The organism is Algoriphagus sp. TR-M9 (genome assembly GCF_027594545.1).
In the GTDB taxonomy this organism is placed as follows: domain Bacteria; phylum Bacteroidota; class Bacteroidia; order Cytophagales; family Cyclobacteriaceae; genus Algoriphagus; species Algoriphagus halophytocola.
Window position 1 is genome coordinate 3,875,126 of record NZ_CP115160.1, and the last position, 16,779, is coordinate 3,891,904.

The window sequence follows — 16,779 nt, forward strand, 5'->3', positions numbered from 1 at the left end:
ATCTTTATGACTTAAAATACAACAACGGCATTGTGTTTTAGCCGTAAACAACTATATTAATCAATCACAAAACCAACTGAATATGTGGTCAGTAATAAAATTTTTAGGAACCGTTTTTATTAGCTTTTTTGCCATGATCGGAGCATTGGGAGCAGAAAATCCATTTCCTCTTTTTGCTGTGGCATGGGGAATATGGATTATTTACATTGTCAGCTTGCGATCGAAAAGAAAAAAAGAGATTGACAAAGAGCGACTAATTCGGGGAATTTTGGATAAGCTCTAAAATCCAAAAAGGAACTTCAACGAAGCAAAAGATCCGAGTAGGAAAAAGCAGAATGAAGCAAAACTAACTAACCGAAAACCCGCTCTTGAAAGAAAGGGATTTTTCAAATGTGCATCCTGGATCAGGGAAAGCAAGAACCCGAGTCCAAGAAAAAAAGTAACAATTAGTAAGGTTTCCATCATTTCAGATCAAACGGTTTTTAATATTCACTGTTTAAACTACAAAAATCCTTTTTGACAAAAAAAAGGGAAGATTACTCATCCCCTTCTGATTCAATTCCTAGAATGTAATTAGCTGCTTGGTGTGCCTTTTGGGCTGCGTAGATCAGCATTTTAGGATCATCTTGCAACGGCTTCATCCATCCTTTTAGGTAAGCCAGGGAATTTTTGAAGTTGGCATCTTTGATTCCAGTATAAGCATTTAAGAAACTGGCTCCCATTTCTGCAATCAATTCTTCTTTTGAATATTCAACAGAACCATAGCCTACCAAAGCAGGTCTTTCCGAAAATCTACCCAAACGGTTACCATGGCCAGTCGAATGCATCATTTCATGGAAAAGAACGGAATAGTACTGTTCGTCCCCTTTGAATGATTCCTTGTTTGGCATATTGATGTAATCTAAGGAAGGGCTGTAAAAAGCTTCATTGCTAGAATGAACAATTTTGGGACAATCAGCATATCCGGGAATAATCTGCTCACAGGATTCAATGGGAGTAAATACCCTCTCGGGTGTTTCATTTATAGAAAATTCGATTCCTTCAATTTGGTCGATGTTGAAAACTGTCCAGATAAATGGAGTGAACTTTCTTCCATAGAGATCTTCGTCTTCACCAGCTTCATTTTTGGTTTGGCCTTTGACGAATTTGGAGATCTTCCAGAATACGACTTTAGTCCCTTTTTGACCTTTCTTGATATTTCCTCCTAGCTGCTTCGCTTGTTTGAAAGTCAGAAAGTAGGGATGCTTAAATTCCTTAGAGATTGTCACCCAAGCCAACCAAAGCGTATTGAATCCCAAATAAGGCCGATTTGTAGCATAGTTTTTTGGAGCATTTTTCGGATTCCACACTTGCTCCCAAGTGAGGTTTTCATTTTGAATTCCCTCGATGATTTCATTGGTTACGGTTTCCGCTAGTTGGTTGAAATTTTCCCAAGCTGTCATTTTGATTGTGTTTTAAATGTTGAAAAAGAGCCAGCTAGCACCAAAGAATCTCCCTTCATATCCAAGGATGTAAGGAACATCGACCCTACAACTCCAGAGCTTTTCCCTGGAGTCAGAGGAGCCTGGTTTTTCTGGGAGAGTAGGGATATTTGGCTGAGTAGTGACATTTTTTTTATCCACTGGTGTTGAGGTACCGACCGACAAGCGTTTTTTTGGAAAAGCTGAGCCTGGATAAGACAAAAACCTGAAGAAAAATGTCGGAGGTAGTCCGTAGGAGACCGTCATTTTGCGGAAGGGCGAAGCGGATTTTTGACGATTCCAGAGCCAGATTTTCACCTTTGCTTGGTTGGACGGTATAACACCAGTCAAAAACCGGAACGGATCAGACAACCCAATCGGAAGAAAAACGCTCCCTGACGAAAGGAGCAGAAAAGCGAAAAATGGCTTGCCCCCCTAAAGGAGCATGAGGCCACTTATTCGAGGAGCGACTTTCCACTGTTCCAGGCTTGACGGAACAGGGAAAGTAAAGCGGATTGAATGTGTGGCCGTGGGGAGAAGAAAGCTATTTGACTGCAGCGGAAAGATGGAGCGAAATGAAAATTGCTGAAAGTGAGGATAAGGATCCAGGTCACTGTCGAGCTGAATGACCGGCCCATTCCCAGACCTGTCGGGAATGGGTATAGGGAAATGAAGTGAGACTGTGACCGTGGGGAGTTTAAACCTATCCAAGACTGGAGCAAAGCAAGCAGTCATTTGAAAAATGGTGCGTGTGGAGCGGAATGAATGGAGTGGTTTACACTGAGGAAAAAGGCCTAAAGAACGTCCAAGGTAGAATGTGTCCAACTTGTGCCTGAAAACCGAGATCATCCAGATTGCCCTAATAAAGGGTGCTCATCTCAAGGCTGTCGAAATGTAGATTTTTTTTTATAAAACAAGTTTTTTTGAACTCTATCGACGTTGTTACGTTTATATCCATGTAGCTTCTTAATGAGGCAAAAGATCTTTGGTTTAGGGGCATTTGTTGGTGGTGAATTCATTGATTCACTAATAGTTGAATTATCTGGCGCGTTCACGTGGCAGAGTCTTACATTAGTCGCCACGTCAGTATTTAATGTGGCAAAAAGAGTTTTTAGAGTACGAAAAAAGAAAAATTTTGAAAAAATGAAAACGAAAGTAATTATGAGAAGAACAAAGAATGACATCAGTAAAATAGTTTTGGGAGTGTGTGTGGTAGCGACGGTATTTGGAAATTAAGAGCTGCACCCACTTCTGCCAACAAACCCTAAGGACACATCGCTTATCTTAGTTCCAACTCCAATTTCTAAATCCCGAGATTCATCATCTCGGGTATTTTTTTTAATTGCTCAACTCTTTTTTTTTAAGTTACGGAGCAATAAAAAGGAAGCCTAAAGCTTCCCTTCATCAGCGAAAGAGAAATACCCTTCACTGGTTACGATGATATGGTCCAGAACAGGCAGATCCAAAAACTTTCCTGCTTCAACCAAGCGCTTGGTCAATCGTTCATCCTGGACACTTGGCAGTAAATTTCCACTCGGATGATTGTGCCCAAGAATTACAGACTGGCAGTTACTCTTTAGTGCAGCTGCAAAAACCAACTTTGGATCCACTACGGTTCCGGAAGTTCCACCAGTCGAGATTTCTACAACTCCCAGAACTCTATTTCCTCTGTTTAGCAAAATGATTTTAAAAGATTCGATAAACTGGATTTTATCCTCTCCCCAAACTTCCTTGAAAATCTGGTAAGCGCAGTTGGAGCTACTCACTTTTCGGGCTTTCTGGACATCAATTTTTGGCTTGTAAACTAGCTCGATTTCTGAGACTTGGGAGGATGTTTTGATCGTTTCCATAATTATAACGGTTAGGAGTTAGAAATTAATTATGGTGCTACTCCCAGCTTTTGAGCGATCAAGGCCAATTGGAAACTGAATAAATGAAAGGTTGTGGACAGATGGTGTTTATGCGGTAGTCTATTGGCCGCTTCAGAAGTGAAAAAGGTAAATTTCCACCATAATCAATAATAACTTGACAATAGTGAATTTCCCTGCCTAAGTGATAGAACAAGTAATCAGCCTAATAATCTACATTGAAGTGATTAACCATAAGTATGATTCAAATGAGGAAAAGATTGAGGGGAATTAGCCTTTAAAGAAATAGGAAATCACTTAATAATAGATATTTGCTAGAATTTTTAAATCACGTTACAATTTCGATTCTACCAATGAATACATCTCCCTTTTATCAAATTTCTGTGAATGGCCGTACTTATTTTTAGTATACAAGGTCTTTTTCACTGCATACCCAAGGCTTAGTTTTTCTTCTTTTAAAAACTCCAAAAGGTATTTTTTATCCAATATTAAAAATGTATTGTAAGGCAATAATTCAGACATATCGGAAGCATCTCTTAAGCCATCCAGAAAATCCTGATAATACCCAAGGTCATGATTTTTCTCAGTGTAACTCAAACGATTGCCGTCCAATTTAAGATCCAGCTGCTTTTTAATAATTGGTGTCAGGAGTCTACAGTTAAAAAAGGAACGATAATACTGGAAAATATTGCCATTTGACCTTAAGGGAGCGACCAGAGGAATTATTTCTCTTTCATTAATCATCACTTTACATACAGGTTTATGGAATTTCAGTTCGTTTGAAAATACCCCAAAGTCTCTCATATCCTTAACTCCCGGATACCAAACCCCTGCGTTTTCATATAGCTCATGGTATATTTTTGAGGCTTCCACTTGGCTCTCCCACCTCCCGGAAAATGCGAACGGCAATACTTCCAAGCCATATAAATAATCACTGTGGTAAAAATTTTCCGTGTTTGGCAGTACCGTATTTAGAGACAAAAGTTGTTTATTCTCAACCGAAGAAAGCACTTTTTTTATATCCATATGTAATTCAGGGGGAACTTCATCGTGCTTAAGTTTTGGGGAGTCCTTCAGTTGTGGCCACCATTCCGGTTTAGTGCCAGGATGTAAATTCAAGACTGAAGGCTCAATGGTAAAAGTATCAACAGTATATCTAAATTGGTCGAGTATGGTAATTATGTTCTGATTTTGTAAATAGTCCAAAAGTCTAAAAAAACTGGAGCGCAGAATTTCAGCAAATATCGTTGCTCTCCCAATCATTACGGTATTGAAATCATTCTGGTATCTTTCATCCTCTCTGGTATATGTTAATTCATACTCATTGCAGTAGTCATTAAAAAGTGTATTCCAGCAAGACCATATTTCATATGGACTATTCTCCTGCAATTCTTCAATGTAATTTAAATAAACCAGTGGCAAATTGGTTCCTACCAGCTTTTCAAACTCATGCTTAGTCCTTGTTGCATTTCCAAAGGACATTCTCGCGTACAAAGGTTGAAAAAATTTAAAGGTAATACCAAGAACTTTTCCAATGGATTCTGTTATAAGATCCGTTGCCATGCACCGCAAACAAAGTAAATCTCCCAGGTTTTCTCTTGTAATGTAGTTCTTGGAATAACTATTTTCTGTTTGCACGGAAATCAATAATATCATTAGTCCCTCACAGGCTTTAGATTCCAATGTTTGCATCTTTAACCATTCCAAAAACTTTTGATGGAAAACACCTGATTCATCTTCAGACAGGATTTTTATAAGTTGTTTTGCTGCCCTTTCCTTTACTATAGGGCTTAGCCACTCCAGTCTGAGCAGGAGTATATCAAATAACTCTATTTGCAAATCCATCCTATAGAATTCCGGTTCTGGAAGGTTCACATTGGGAAAGAGGCTGGGCAGGACATCCATAAAATAACCGGCAATCTCTTCAGCTTTTTGCATTTGAGAGGTATCTATAAAAAACTGAATCGTTTTGGACGCGGAAATACTATAATTCTTTTGGTCTGTATTGCTATATCGTAACCCGGAATTATTGACACTAATAGTAAAGAATTCCATTAGTCGAAATGGAAAGTCCGCAAAAACCTTTTTCCATCTGGCTCTGGCTTCTTCAGGTCGGGAAAGATAATCACTGGACCAGGAACTGCTATTGGATTGTGCCCAGCAGATACATTTAAAGGCAAATTCGCGATCAACGGTTAAAGCAAAAGGATAAAGGAAATCAAGTAACTCATGTTCTGCTTTCAAAAAGTCCGGTTCAATAATTTCTTTCAGAACTTTTATAAGTAGTCCCCTGTCTGAATGGACTTTGTTTAGCCAAACTTTGGTCCATTTTAAAATAAAGGTTGACTTTTCATACTGCCTAAAGGAAGATCCACTTTGAAAGGTTTCCAGGTGATTTTCAAGATCCCGGGGCTGCACCGCCAAATAGATATCTTCTAAATCATTATTGTCTTCCCTCCCTCTTTCACCGTCCTTTTCTGACTTCCTGCTAAAATCTATTTCCCCCAAACTATTGTGAATATCCTGCAATACTTCGCTGGCTATCGGGTCTTCAGCCGCAATTTTTGTTAATTCAAAGTATGGAGCATCACCCACTGCGGTACTACCAATGGCTTTCCCTACTTTATCCGAAAAATCCAATGTGTACAGGATTTCCCCAAACAATCGTTCTGAAAGATAATAATCACGTTTACGAAGAGACAAGAGATAGAAGTTATATAAGGCCGGCACATCTGATTTAGCGAGCTGGGACGCATAATCATAAATAAAACTACCTGTCTCATCTCCATCAGTAAGTTTATCAATTTGATACGTATAAGGTGCAATACGCCATAACAATTCTTTATGCTTTTCAGATCCTGCTTGGTTCAGCTTTTCGGTGCCCAACAATATATCATATAAAAGCATGTCTTTATGTTGGCCATAAGCTATAAGATTTTCAGCCGCGTGATATAACAGTAAATTCAGGCTCTCTGCATTTTTCAGCTCAGCAGCAAGAATAGCCAGATTGGCCATGGTCTCGGTCTTATATTTAAATTCAACTAGCTCATCATTCAGCTTTTCAAGTTCCTGTTCGGCAAAAAAAGAAAATGCTTTCGGTGAAAGTTTTGCTTTATGCTCATGCAGGAGTTCAAATAAATGAGACTGGTGATACCATGGATGGCTGGTCAATATGTCAATCTCTTCAATTTGGATTTCAGCATCAAATTGATGATGTGTATTGAAAACATAGGCTAACCATATCACTTCATCAATAATCTTTGGAATAACGGCACGACGGATTTCATAAAGGGAATGGTCTTTGTAAAAATCAAGTTCAGGAACCGCCTTCAGGGGAAGCAGTATCTCTGAAATAACAACGGGAGATTTTTTTAAGCAGCAGTCTCCAAGCCTTTGCCCCATAAGCAGGATGGCTTTCAGCAATTGTGTTTGTTTATCCGTTTCCTCTATTTTTAACCAATGACGGATTTGTTCTGTTTGTTTGGAAAGCGTAAGAAGGAGTGCCGTAGAAAAGTGGTTGAAGTATAATTCTTTTGGTTTGAGGTTATCGGCTGCATAGCTATATTTCTCAGCAAATTCATGACGTGAACTAAGTACTATTTCAAACGGGAGATCCTGATTGTACAGATATTTATAAACCTTTAGAGTACAATCATTTTGAAGTGGATAGTTCTCCACTCTTTTCTTCCACTCAAAACGACCATTTTTCAGATCATGTTGAACCAAAACATGGCCTATGCTTTTCTTTTCCGGATCAGTCAGTTTACTTTTAAGTAATGCCTTCAACCGGAAGTCAAACCGGTCACGATTTTCGAGGATTTTTTTGACATAAAAAGCAAAATATAATTCTGACCTATCCCCTTTTCGAAATTGCTTGAGAAATTTGAATATCCTTTGGTTACTAATATTTTCAAAGTTCAGGAGTACTTCCAACCAGGATATGGCAATATCATAGGTCTGAAAGTCACGATCCTGGAACAGTATATTTACCCTGTCAAAGGCAGCCTCCGGAATTTCATTTACAACTCCTCGCTCTTTTAGTGCGATCAAAAGTTCCTTTAGCTGATAGTGCGTTAATCGTGAAAAATCGGGGTACTTAATGAAGGTTTCGGGATGGTTTCTAAAGGAGGTTACCCAGATTTTATGCAGGTTTTCATCCCAGAGGTTGTACAATCGGTTTTGAAATCTGGAACTAATTTCACCGAAGAAAATCACTTTCTTAAAGTCATTGTTTTTGAAAGCGGCTTCAGTTGCCAGGTCCAGCAGGTTTTGAATCTGGTTTTCATCCCTGCATTCAAGGTAACTTGTAATGAACCACTCTTTATCCAGGTTTAGCAACGGCAAGGGGTTTCCCAGAAAATACTCGATTTTAGCCAGCTCTGACCATTTCAGATTTTCATCGTTATAATCATTTAACCACCGTAAGATATTTCGATAGAGTAATAGCTTTTGTTCTTCCAGCTCCGGCTGCTCTTTCATGAACACCATAAAACTATTGTGATAGACAGAAATACCTGAAAGTTGTGACTGGAGTATTAAGTGCCTGATCTCTTTTAAGGACTTGGTGACTTCCGAGGGATAAGGAGTGAAATAACTACCAAGTTGAATCAGTTGCTCTTTGTGAAGTTTGAAATCAAGCGCTGTAATGGCGAAGCAGAATGTTTTGGCTAAATCTGAGAGCTGCCGCCAAATATCTTCGTAATAGTTTTTGATATCTCCCTTATAGGAAGGAATCTTGTCCAGATGGTAAGATGAAACAGGTTCTCCAGAATTAATAATTTCACCAAGAACATATCTTAGGTGCAATGGATTTCCTGCGGTTATGGTAAAAATTTTACTGATGAATTCATTTTCTATGGGGTCAATTTTCTCTTTATTATATGATGTAAGGGTTGATTTTACAATCCTGGCGACATTTGACCTGTTCAATCCTTTGATTTCTACCCATCTGTTCTCGGGACACGCTTTAAGTACTGCATTTGGCAGAGATTTAATCGCTATTTCCTGTGTCCCTAGTAATAACCAATACCCTTTTTGGGGATAAAAGACTTCAGTAATGAATTCCTGTAGTTGAGCCTCGCTATTTCCTTCGCGTATGACGTGATCAAGGCCGTCAATGATCAGAACAAAGGTTTTTTGCTGTTTTGCATAATATGATGCAATTTTATTGATGAATTCTCTTATCGGAGTATGCTCCGTATTCTCTCTTCCAAGCTCTTCCAGAACTTTAGACTTTTCCTTTTTAAATGCTGCTCTTAGGGCTTCTTTTACCCTATCTGCATTAAGTCTTTCCTGATATGATTGGTCTTTGGGGTTAAGGTGATAGTGATGCCGGAATACAGCAATATGTTTTTGGTTTAAGATTTCATAAAGCTTGGAGAGGTAAGTGCTCTTCCCTGCACCAGGTTTTCCTATAAATATTTTTGTTCCCCCTTCCGGATTTTGAAGATCTGCCAATACATTTCGATGGGTATTCCTGTCGAAAAACTTAAAATCAGAAGGGGTTTTAAAGTTTTGATTTAAAGGACGAGGATTGTCCCAGGACAAATAATTTCTAATATCGGAGAGTGTGATCGTTTTGGGATATTGTTCAGACCCCTCCTTTCCGATATATAATAACAGACTGTCAACACCAGCTTTGGTGACTTTTAGGGCATCGTAGAGCTTTGTTCGGAGCTTATCTTCAAGTTCATATTTATCAGGATAATTGAAGATAAACGTAAAGTTTGAAAAGAAATCTAACAGAAGGGTGTTATCTGAAAATTCCTGCTTCAGTTGGCGTTCAACCTCTGGATAATGATGCTGTATCCTGAACAAATCAAGTTTATTGCCATTCAAGCAAGCTTGGACATCAGTGTGGGCTGCTCCATTGGTTATCAGACTACAATTTTCAACGGGAACATTATCTAACGCCCTGTAGGATTTTATCCATCTGAACAGTCCTTTTTCTATTAGATGATAAAAGTGCCATTTATCAACAGATGGATTTTGTTTGTATTTTAATTGATAAAAACTCTGATTGGAATCTGCATTTTCGACTACAATATCGTCAATTGAAAAGCCCTTCGCACCCTCAGGAATATACTGGATCTTTATGTTGTTGAATTTTTCCGGTTCACATAACCATTCGACACATAATTGCAATACAAACAGGTCTTCGAATTTGTATCCGCTCCTAATGGAGCTATTTGGGTTTTTCCTTGCCAAGTATCTTAAGTTAAAGGTTCAATTTCAAATGAATTAATGAGGCCTACACTTTTGAATAGAAAAAAATCGAACTAATATTTCCAGAAAATAATGAGGCTTGAAAATTTGTACAAAACTCTCTTCTACAAAAAACTGCGATCTGCCAGCTGGAACAAGTCAAATTAAATCCAAGGGTGTCTTTCTGGAATTAATTTGAAATATTAAATTCTTCATATTAGGGAGAAAATATTTTTAAGTAATTAATGAATACTCAGCCTTGGGTATCTCTAAATCAATCAAATACTGTGTGAATAGACACTTCCAATACTAAAATACCCGATTTTTTCAGGACTGTCTTCATATAGTTTCATAATAAACAGAAAAACACTAATAATTCTAACCCGACTGCTAATGTTTAATCAAAGTCAAAAATTTGAAAAAAAAAGCCCTGAAGGGCTTTTCTCAAGATTCTTCTGATTCAGGATCTTTGACGGAAACATATACCGTGTGGGTTTTGCCGAATTGGTCAGGTTCTTTTAGTTTGGCGACGTTGAACTTGACGTAGGTTTCTCCTTCGTATTCGAAGGTGTGGTTTTGAAGTTCAGCCATGTTGAGGCTTACTTCGACGATGTCCATGTTTTCTACTTGCTTTCCTTTACCGATGTACTTTTTTGAGAATGCCATAGTATTTTGGTTTTAGTTAAAATTTATGCAGGTCTATTAGGAAGTCTTGGAGAGTGGAAAAAAAATTAGAATTCAAATACTGGGAGGCAGTCCTTAGGAAACCCCGCTTTTTTAGAAATTCTGCTATCAGCCCCAATTTTTAGAAACCGACAAGACGACTGACCTTTGTGCATACAATTAGACAAAACCGAGATAAGGCATAATTAACAAGGGAAATTAGCGGCCAAAATAGACAAGATGAATACTATCAAAAATCAATGGTTTCAACCTAAAAATGTCGCTTTGATAAAAAGAAATTTCAGTTTATCATTGACTAAAACTTCTTAAAAGTATATGCTAATTTCTGGTCATTTTTAATCAAATACATCGTATCACTGTAAGGTTTTTTGATAACCCTATTTTTCTTTTCGGCTGTGTAATTGAAAATCGAACCATCATTTAAAACCTGATCTGTAATTGGATAAAACACAAATTCTCGCCCATCACTCAATTTCATTCCTGTTCCTTTGAAAGCAATTCTTATAGATTCAATCCGTGAATCTATTTCTGCTGAATAGAAAGTTTCAAAATGTCTTAGCCCTCTATCTTTCGCCTTTATTTGCATCCAAATTCCGATTGGTAAAAGAATGATGATGATAAATATGCCAACTATCAATAATGTTTTCATCCCAAACAAATTACAAATTTAAGTAAAAATGAAGTTGTAGGTTCAATCCAAAAAGTTTTGCCTCAATTAATTGTAGTATTGTTGCTTCTACATTTAATACAGATTGACAGAGACGCTTTACCGAACTATTAAAATGAAATCTCTTCCGCCAAAGGAACCGAAGTCTCCCCAGCAGCCATCGCCTCATAGTTGAACTCTTTAAAAACAGAACCATTTGCCAATACTCTCACTTCTGCCGACAGTGGCTGAAATGAATCATTTGTATCGCCTCCCAAATGGACAGCATTGAAAACCAAGCCTAGGCTATGGATAGGAGCTGAAGAGATTGCTGAAAGTGAAGGTGATTCTGGTTCAAAGGTCAAGGTGTAAGTATTTCCCTGCTCCACCACCTGAGTCCAGTCCAAATCATTTGGCTCTCCTAATACCGGAGCGACAAAAGTGGAAGTTCCGGAAAGCATACTATGAACTGTAAAAGTCACCAGGTAATCGGAATAGTCTCCATCTAATTCTACTTCGATGGTGACGTTTTTTTCCATCAATTTGGGATCTTCATCTCCAGAGGAGCAGGCGAAAGCTAGACAGGCAAACACAAAAAGTAATAGATAATTCAGTTTTTTCATTGCTTAGTTTTTATTGAATTCGTATTTAAATACCTCTTTAGAAAAAATGATTCCATTCCTAACAGTAGTTTCTGATTGAATTAGTCCACTCGAAAAATCCTTTGTAGTTGTACTGTAAACCTCTCCTTTTTGATTTAAAAATTCAGATCTAACAATATTTTCACCTTCATAAGAATATCTCGTAAACGACTTTATGTTTTCAGCGGAAATTGACTCTTTTGAAATAATTCTGCCTTGGCTATCATACTTTTTAATTTCTTTTACTATGTCATAGTTGTCAAAGGGAGTTCCCTTAAATTCATATTTTATAAGATTTCCACTATCATCATAGTCATAGATATTTCTATTTCTTAATTCTTCTACATCCCCCCAAATCTTTTCTATTAAATTCCCTTTCGAATCATATCGGTATTCTGTAAGAAAACCATAATCAGTTTTCTCAGAAATTATTCTGTTTTGGGCGTCATAAAGTTTCTCAATAATATTGGAATTACGAGGGTGAGTTCTGTCTTTAACAATTATTTTGGCAACATTCTTATTCTTGTCCAGCACATAGCTAAATTCCCTAACCCATTCTGCAGAATCTCTATTGTCGTGGTACCGTAAGTGTCGAGACTGTAATCCATTTGCATATTCAAAACAGTCAATAGTCTGTTGAGTAACTATTTTAGGATCATTTTCAGAAAAATAATAAGATTCAGAACATTGCAGTTCGCCTAATACATTGAAAGAATAAATGCTTTTTTGATCCTGATAAATTTCTCCCTCAGGCCTTGTCCAATAACTTGTTACTGAAATTTTTTTAATTCTTTTCTCCTTGATTATACCATCTTCAAAATACCCAGAATGGTCGAAATATAGATATACAGATGATTGTCCAAATGACGGGTTCCAGCCAAACAGAGTCAACACGAATATTAAAGATGCTATTTTCTTCATCATAAATTAATGCCTACTGCTAAATAATAATTTAGGCAATTTGAATTCACTTTTCCATTTCATTTTCTGGAGTTTAAGATTATTTAATCTTTATATTTTGAACGAAAAGGGCTCAAATATAGCAAAACCATATTATTTAAGACCGTCCCATGCCTGATTATTGAGTTGATAAAATGACTCCACTCCCTTCTTTCTGGGCTTAAATGTCCTTACTGTTTGCAAAACCCCTTGGGATATGCAGTAGGTCCGAAGGGAAAAAGAGCTTATTGGCTCTATTGTAACTTTTCCTGTTTTTAGGTTCTTCAAATGGACTGATCCGTTTGACAGCCTGTAGGAACAATTTCTTTCATGGATCAAATCCTGAACTCTGCAATCCATCACTCGTCCCAGGATAGAGGAACTGAAAACCGAATTTACCTTATTTTTTGCAGGGATTTCCTCTAAAGATTTTTTAATTAGACCCTCATCAAATGCTGCACCCACAATCATAAAACCCGCCTCCTCAAATGAAATTCTAGCCCTAAACTGGTTGGCAAAAAAGATCAAGGAGGCATAGGAGTCCGAGATAAAAACCGAGCGTGTGGTCTCGGAAAAATTTAGACTTGAAATCCCATAAGGAGCTCGTTTATTATGATAAAGACTGAGAACCTCTTGATTGACAAGCTTACCGTTTTGATCAAAAAAATCAAAAATGATATGCCCATTCTCATCTTGAAAAGCATGCTTGGAAAAAAGGCGCTGAATATCCTTTTCAATGCCCTTGTAAGTTAAAATATCAAATGTCTCTTTCCTGGTCATTCGCTTGCTCACCATTTCTCCCTCTTGGATTCCTTCCTTCTTCTGTATCGAAACTGTTCAGCCGCTTGATTTTATTGATATCAAAATCATCCCTGACTTCCTTAGATAGATTCGTGTCTGCAGAAATTTTGGAATACTCCTCCTTGATATTGTTTAAATCCCGGACTGCATCCTTGTCTTTCGGATTTCTGGAAATCCTTCGCTCTACTTGTTTTTGGACCGCTTTAACAGCTTGCAAATACCCTTCGGTATAAGCTTTTTCCTCCCGGCTTTTCTTACCCAACATCTTCTCAACTCCGGTAATCAACAGGTAAGAAAGTCCTCCGTCTAGCATCACCGAAAGAACCAATCCTTTGTTATTAGATCGTATCCCTTTGGGAGAGGATGGGGATAGTTGAAATTCCGTTCCATCTTCCAAAGTCACAGTATCACCCTCCTTGTATTTTTTCTTTTGCTGTGGGGAAAGCTCTTCACCGTTTACCTGATGAGGAGCCTTGATGTCTCTGGGATTATAGGATAGAAATTGCTTGGTTCGGTGGTCATATTCAACTACCTGGGATTGGACATTACCATCCTTGTCCACGTAGCTTTTCTTCAAGTTTGCCAATTCCTTTTTGACCAATTGATTTTGTTCTGATTCGCTCAAATCTGGATGAGGGTTCGCTTCTGTATAGACAGGGTCAATTCGTAAAGATGGATTTCCATCTTCTCCTCGAACTATGGAAAGTCTTGCCGGCAGTTTATCTATTTGGATCTCTTTCCCCTTCAAATCTTTCAATTCGACGATATCAGTCATTTTTCCATTTTTCAAGGCATGGACTTCTTTTTCCGGAATGGTAAAATTTCCGTCTTTGACGATGCCGAAAATCTCCAAATCCCTCATTGGTAATGCACTTAGACTTTTCATATTGTTATTGATTTGTTATATGGTTTAATAGCTCTTCTTTACTCGAAATCTTGGAAATCATCTGAATGAAAAGTGTAGGACTGATGTACTTCTTCCCCTTTTTGATGGTCAAATGAAGATGATCCCCGGTTGACTTTCCTGTACTACCAGAAATTCCGAGCACAGAACCTGGTAAAACACTTTCGTCCTCCAATACAGACACGTAGGAAAGATGGCCGTAAACTGCCTCGTACTTTCCGTGCTGTACTTTGACAAAGTTTCCCAATAGCGGGTCTGTTCCTACCGATTCAACTCTACCGTGCAGCATAGAATAGACTTTGGATCTATTGGTTTTAAGATCTATTCCCCGGTGAAAGGAGCGATCCTTAGTAATCGGGTCAATTCGATGTCCATACCTTGATGTCACGGAAAAGCTATCTAATGGAAGGGAGGCAAGTAAAACCTTATTCACATTTTCAATCGGTTGAATCAGTTCAGAATAATTGCCCAAATCTTTGGAGACTATTTCTAAAGGAACTGCTTGTTGGATCACTTTTACTTTAGGAACTCCTTTGTGGAATTGATGGGGGTTGAATTGAGCAAATCCATCCTGTGCAACAAAAAGAAAAAGAGCCATAACTAGAGTCCAATTCATTGAAATTTTGATTTAGTTAACCGTCGCCATTTCCCGATGTCTTTCAATAATTTCAGTTACCTGACGATGGATTTTCTCAAAGTTCTTTTCTAATATCTCCTCCTTTTTACCTTTAAAATCATAGTACTTTGGAGTAGTTCGGTAGGAGTTTTCTTCCTTTCGGATCTCCTTCATATCGAGATTTACGCGGCAATGAATATTGGACGTTTTATACTTCCCATCGAATTCAGTCCCTTCTGTAGCAATAATCCCGGCCACTTCCCCTGTATGCATGGAGGCAATTTTTCCGGCAGGAATAAGAGGCTCGTATTTTTCGCTGTATGACACCGATGTTTTTTCTCGATCAATGGAAACACTCTGGCCTAATTGCTTTCGCTTGCCAAACATCATTTCCAACCAGGACAAAGTGTCCTTATGCCGAACTGAGCCACAAAGGACATTTCCGATCACCGAAGTCATGGTTGAAGCGGTATCCTTTCCCTGCAACTGGTTTAGCTGTGGAAGTTCCTGGAGTCCAAGCAATACAGCTACTTTATTGCTTCTAGCGGTGGAGATCAGATTTTCGATCTTGTGGATGTAGAAAGTCGGGGCCTCATCCGCAATCAGGGCAGTAGGTAGATTTCCTTTGGTGTTAATCAAACGAGTGAGCCTATTGATCACAACAGAATAGCATGTCCCGGTAATGCTTTGAGTCTCTGTGCTGTTGGCAAGGACCAATACAGATGGAGAGTTGGGATCTGAGATTTTAAGGTCAAAATCATCCCCACTGAATACCCAGGCTGTTTCCTTGGTGTTGAGTCTGGAAAGGAAAATTTTCAGTGTTCCGACCTGACCTTCCAGTTGTTTGAACACCTTCTTTTCGTAGGCACTTCGAAAAGGAGAAATCATTGACCTGAGCTCTGGATACTTGGTCAGGCAGTCGAAAATATCCTCATAGTCCCTGTTCAGAAAATCCAGCACATGGGCAAATGTCGAGTACTTTCCTTCCTCATACCTAGACACAAAGAAGATACATGCTGAGAGAAAATTGATCGCCGATTGTTCAAAGAATTTATCAGCTCCTCCCGAGGAATCGGATTTTTGAAGAGACTGGAAAATTGCCTCTGCAGTTTCGGATGCATTGGCTACTGTTTTCAGATACCGTCTATTGATCGGATTGATCCGTCTGGAGTATTCAACCTCATCCAGATTGATCACATGGAATTTGAAATTTGGATTTTTCTTTTTGTCTTGTGCTTTCAGATAATGGAAATAAGCGATCTGTGCCAAATCCGGAAATTTGAAATCATAGAGGCACATGGTAAATCCTTTTCCGATCATCTGTCGGATAAAGGGATTGATTACTCCAAAAGACTTTCCGGAGCCTGGTGTTCCTATCACAAAGGTTCCACGGAATGGATTGACCAAATTGATCCATCCGTTTCGGACTTTTCCCTTGTAATAGAATTTCATGGGAATATTGACTGAATAGGGATTTTCGACCTTTTTTTTATCCTGCATGAAGGATTCTCCCTCGATATTCCATTCATCCTTGCCCAGTCCTGATTTGATCATTTTGGACACATTGTCCAAGGAGGTATGAATTAGTACAGCCCCAATGAATGTACTCAAGATGTAACCGACATTTTCAATGGAGGTATAATCGATTACCAAAAAAGAGTTTTCCAAAGTGAAGATATAGACCGATCCAAAAAACAGGATTAGTCCCATTGCCAAGGGAAAAACGATTTGTCCTTTTGGATTTAGATCAAGGTTCTTTTTGGATTTTGTACCGATGGCAGCAAGGCAAATCGCAAGTAAGATGGCGATTTTCCCAATCAAGACATTTTGATAGATTTTCAGGTTAAGGAGTTTGTCAAAAAGTGGGAAAAGAAATCTCCCAACCTCTTCCATTTCCATCAGCTTCGGAGCATAGACAAACATTAGGATGTCCATGAATACCATCAGATAAACGATGAATTGGAATGTACTATGAAGGCTTTTTAACTCTCTTTTCTCATTCATTCCGCTCCTCTT

At 38.3% G+C, this 16,779-nt stretch carries 11 protein-coding genes; all 11 read right to left on the reverse strand.

The window, feature by feature from the left end:
* Positions 1–536 precede the first annotated feature (536 nt).
* Positions 537–1,442, reverse strand: coding sequence for an ArdC family protein (locus tag PBT90_RS16365; RefSeq protein ID WP_270130059.1), 906 nt, complete (start codon positions 1,440–1,442; stop codon positions 537–539).
* A 1,406-nt stretch (positions 1,443–2,848) separates the two neighbouring features.
* Positions 2,849–3,310 (reverse strand): JAB domain-containing protein, encoded by a 462-nt coding sequence (locus PBT90_RS16370; protein WP_270130062.1) that lies wholly within the window; start codon positions 3,308–3,310, stop codon positions 2,849–2,851.
* Between the two features lie 351 nt (positions 3,311–3,661).
* The gene (locus PBT90_RS16375; protein ID WP_270130064.1) at positions 3,662–9,535 is read right to left on the reverse strand and encodes an ATP-binding protein; all 5,874 of its coding nucleotides are present in this window, start codon (positions 9,533–9,535) and stop codon (positions 3,662–3,664) included.
* 441 nt (positions 9,536–9,976) lie between these two features.
* Entirely contained in the window at positions 9,977–10,198 is a 222-nt protein-coding gene (locus tag PBT90_RS16380; protein ID WP_270130067.1) for a hypothetical protein, read from the reverse strand.
* A gap of 313 nt (positions 10,199–10,511) precedes the next feature.
* Positions 10,512–10,865, reverse strand: coding sequence for a hypothetical protein (locus PBT90_RS16385; protein ID WP_270130070.1), 354 nt, complete (start codon positions 10,863–10,865; stop codon positions 10,512–10,514).
* Between the two features lie 128 nt (positions 10,866–10,993).
* Positions 10,994–11,485: a hypothetical protein gene (locus PBT90_RS16390; RefSeq protein WP_270130072.1), complete on the reverse strand. Its 492-nt coding sequence runs from the start codon at positions 11,483–11,485 to the stop codon at positions 10,994–10,996.
* Positions 11,486–11,488: 3 nt separating this feature from the next.
* On the reverse strand, positions 11,489–12,427 hold the full coding sequence (locus tag PBT90_RS16395) for an RHS repeat domain-containing protein (protein WP_270130074.1): 939 nt from the start codon (positions 12,425–12,427) through the stop codon (positions 11,489–11,491).
* A 129-nt stretch (positions 12,428–12,556) separates the two neighbouring features.
* Positions 12,557–13,222: a hypothetical protein gene (locus tag PBT90_RS16400; protein ID WP_270130076.1), complete on the reverse strand. Its 666-nt coding sequence runs from the start codon at positions 13,220–13,222 to the stop codon at positions 12,557–12,559.
* Positions 13,200–14,129: a DUF4099 domain-containing protein gene (locus PBT90_RS16405; protein ID WP_270130078.1), complete on the reverse strand. Its 930-nt coding sequence runs from the start codon at positions 14,127–14,129 to the stop codon at positions 13,200–13,202. Before PBT90_RS16405 ends, PBT90_RS16400 begins: the two co-directional genes overlap by 23 nt.
* A 4-nt stretch (positions 14,130–14,133) precedes the next feature.
* The gene (locus PBT90_RS16410; RefSeq protein ID WP_270130080.1) at positions 14,134–14,763 is read right to left on the reverse strand and encodes a M23 family metallopeptidase; all 630 of its coding nucleotides are present in this window, start codon (positions 14,761–14,763) and stop codon (positions 14,134–14,136) included.
* Positions 14,764–14,775: 12 nt separating this feature from the next.
* Positions 14,776–16,767: a type IV secretory system conjugative DNA transfer family protein gene (locus PBT90_RS16415; protein ID WP_270130082.1), complete on the reverse strand. Its 1,992-nt coding sequence runs from the start codon at positions 16,765–16,767 to the stop codon at positions 14,776–14,778.
* Positions 16,768–16,779: the final 12 nt, after the last annotated feature.

Bases quoted from the DNA above. Each gene is read 5' to 3' on its own strand.
- PBT90_RS16365 (WP_270130059.1), bottom strand. From the start codon at position 1,442: ATGACAGCTTGGGAAAATTTCAACCAACTAGCGGAAACCGTAACCAAT.
- PBT90_RS16370 (WP_270130062.1), bottom strand. From the start codon at position 3,310: ATGGAAACGATCAAAACATCCTCCCAAGTCTCAGAAATCGAGCTAGTT.
- PBT90_RS16380 (WP_270130067.1), bottom strand. From the start codon at position 10,198: ATGGCATTCTCAAAAAAGTACATCGGTAAAGGAAAGCAAGTAGAAAAC.
- PBT90_RS16385 (WP_270130070.1), bottom strand. From the start codon at position 10,865: ATGAAAACATTATTGATAGTTGGCATATTTATCATCATCATTCTTTTA.
- PBT90_RS16390 (WP_270130072.1), bottom strand. From the start codon at position 11,485: ATGAAAAAACTGAATTATCTATTACTTTTTGTGTTTGCCTGTCTAGCT.
- PBT90_RS16395 (WP_270130074.1), bottom strand. From the start codon at position 12,427: ATGATGAAGAAAATAGCATCTTTAATATTCGTGTTGACTCTGTTTGGC.
- PBT90_RS16400 (WP_270130076.1), bottom strand. From the start codon at position 13,222: ATGACCAGGAAAGAGACATTTGATATTTTAACTTACAAGGGCATTGAA.
- PBT90_RS16405 (WP_270130078.1), bottom strand. From the start codon at position 14,129: ATGAAAAGTCTAAGTGCATTACCAATGAGGGATTTGGAGATTTTCGGC.
- PBT90_RS16410 (WP_270130080.1), bottom strand. From the start codon at position 14,763: ATGAATTGGACTCTAGTTATGGCTCTTTTTCTTTTTGTTGCACAGGAT.
- PBT90_RS16415 (WP_270130082.1), bottom strand. From the start codon at position 16,767: ATGAATGAGAAAAGAGAGTTAAAAAGCCTTCATAGTACATTCCAATTC.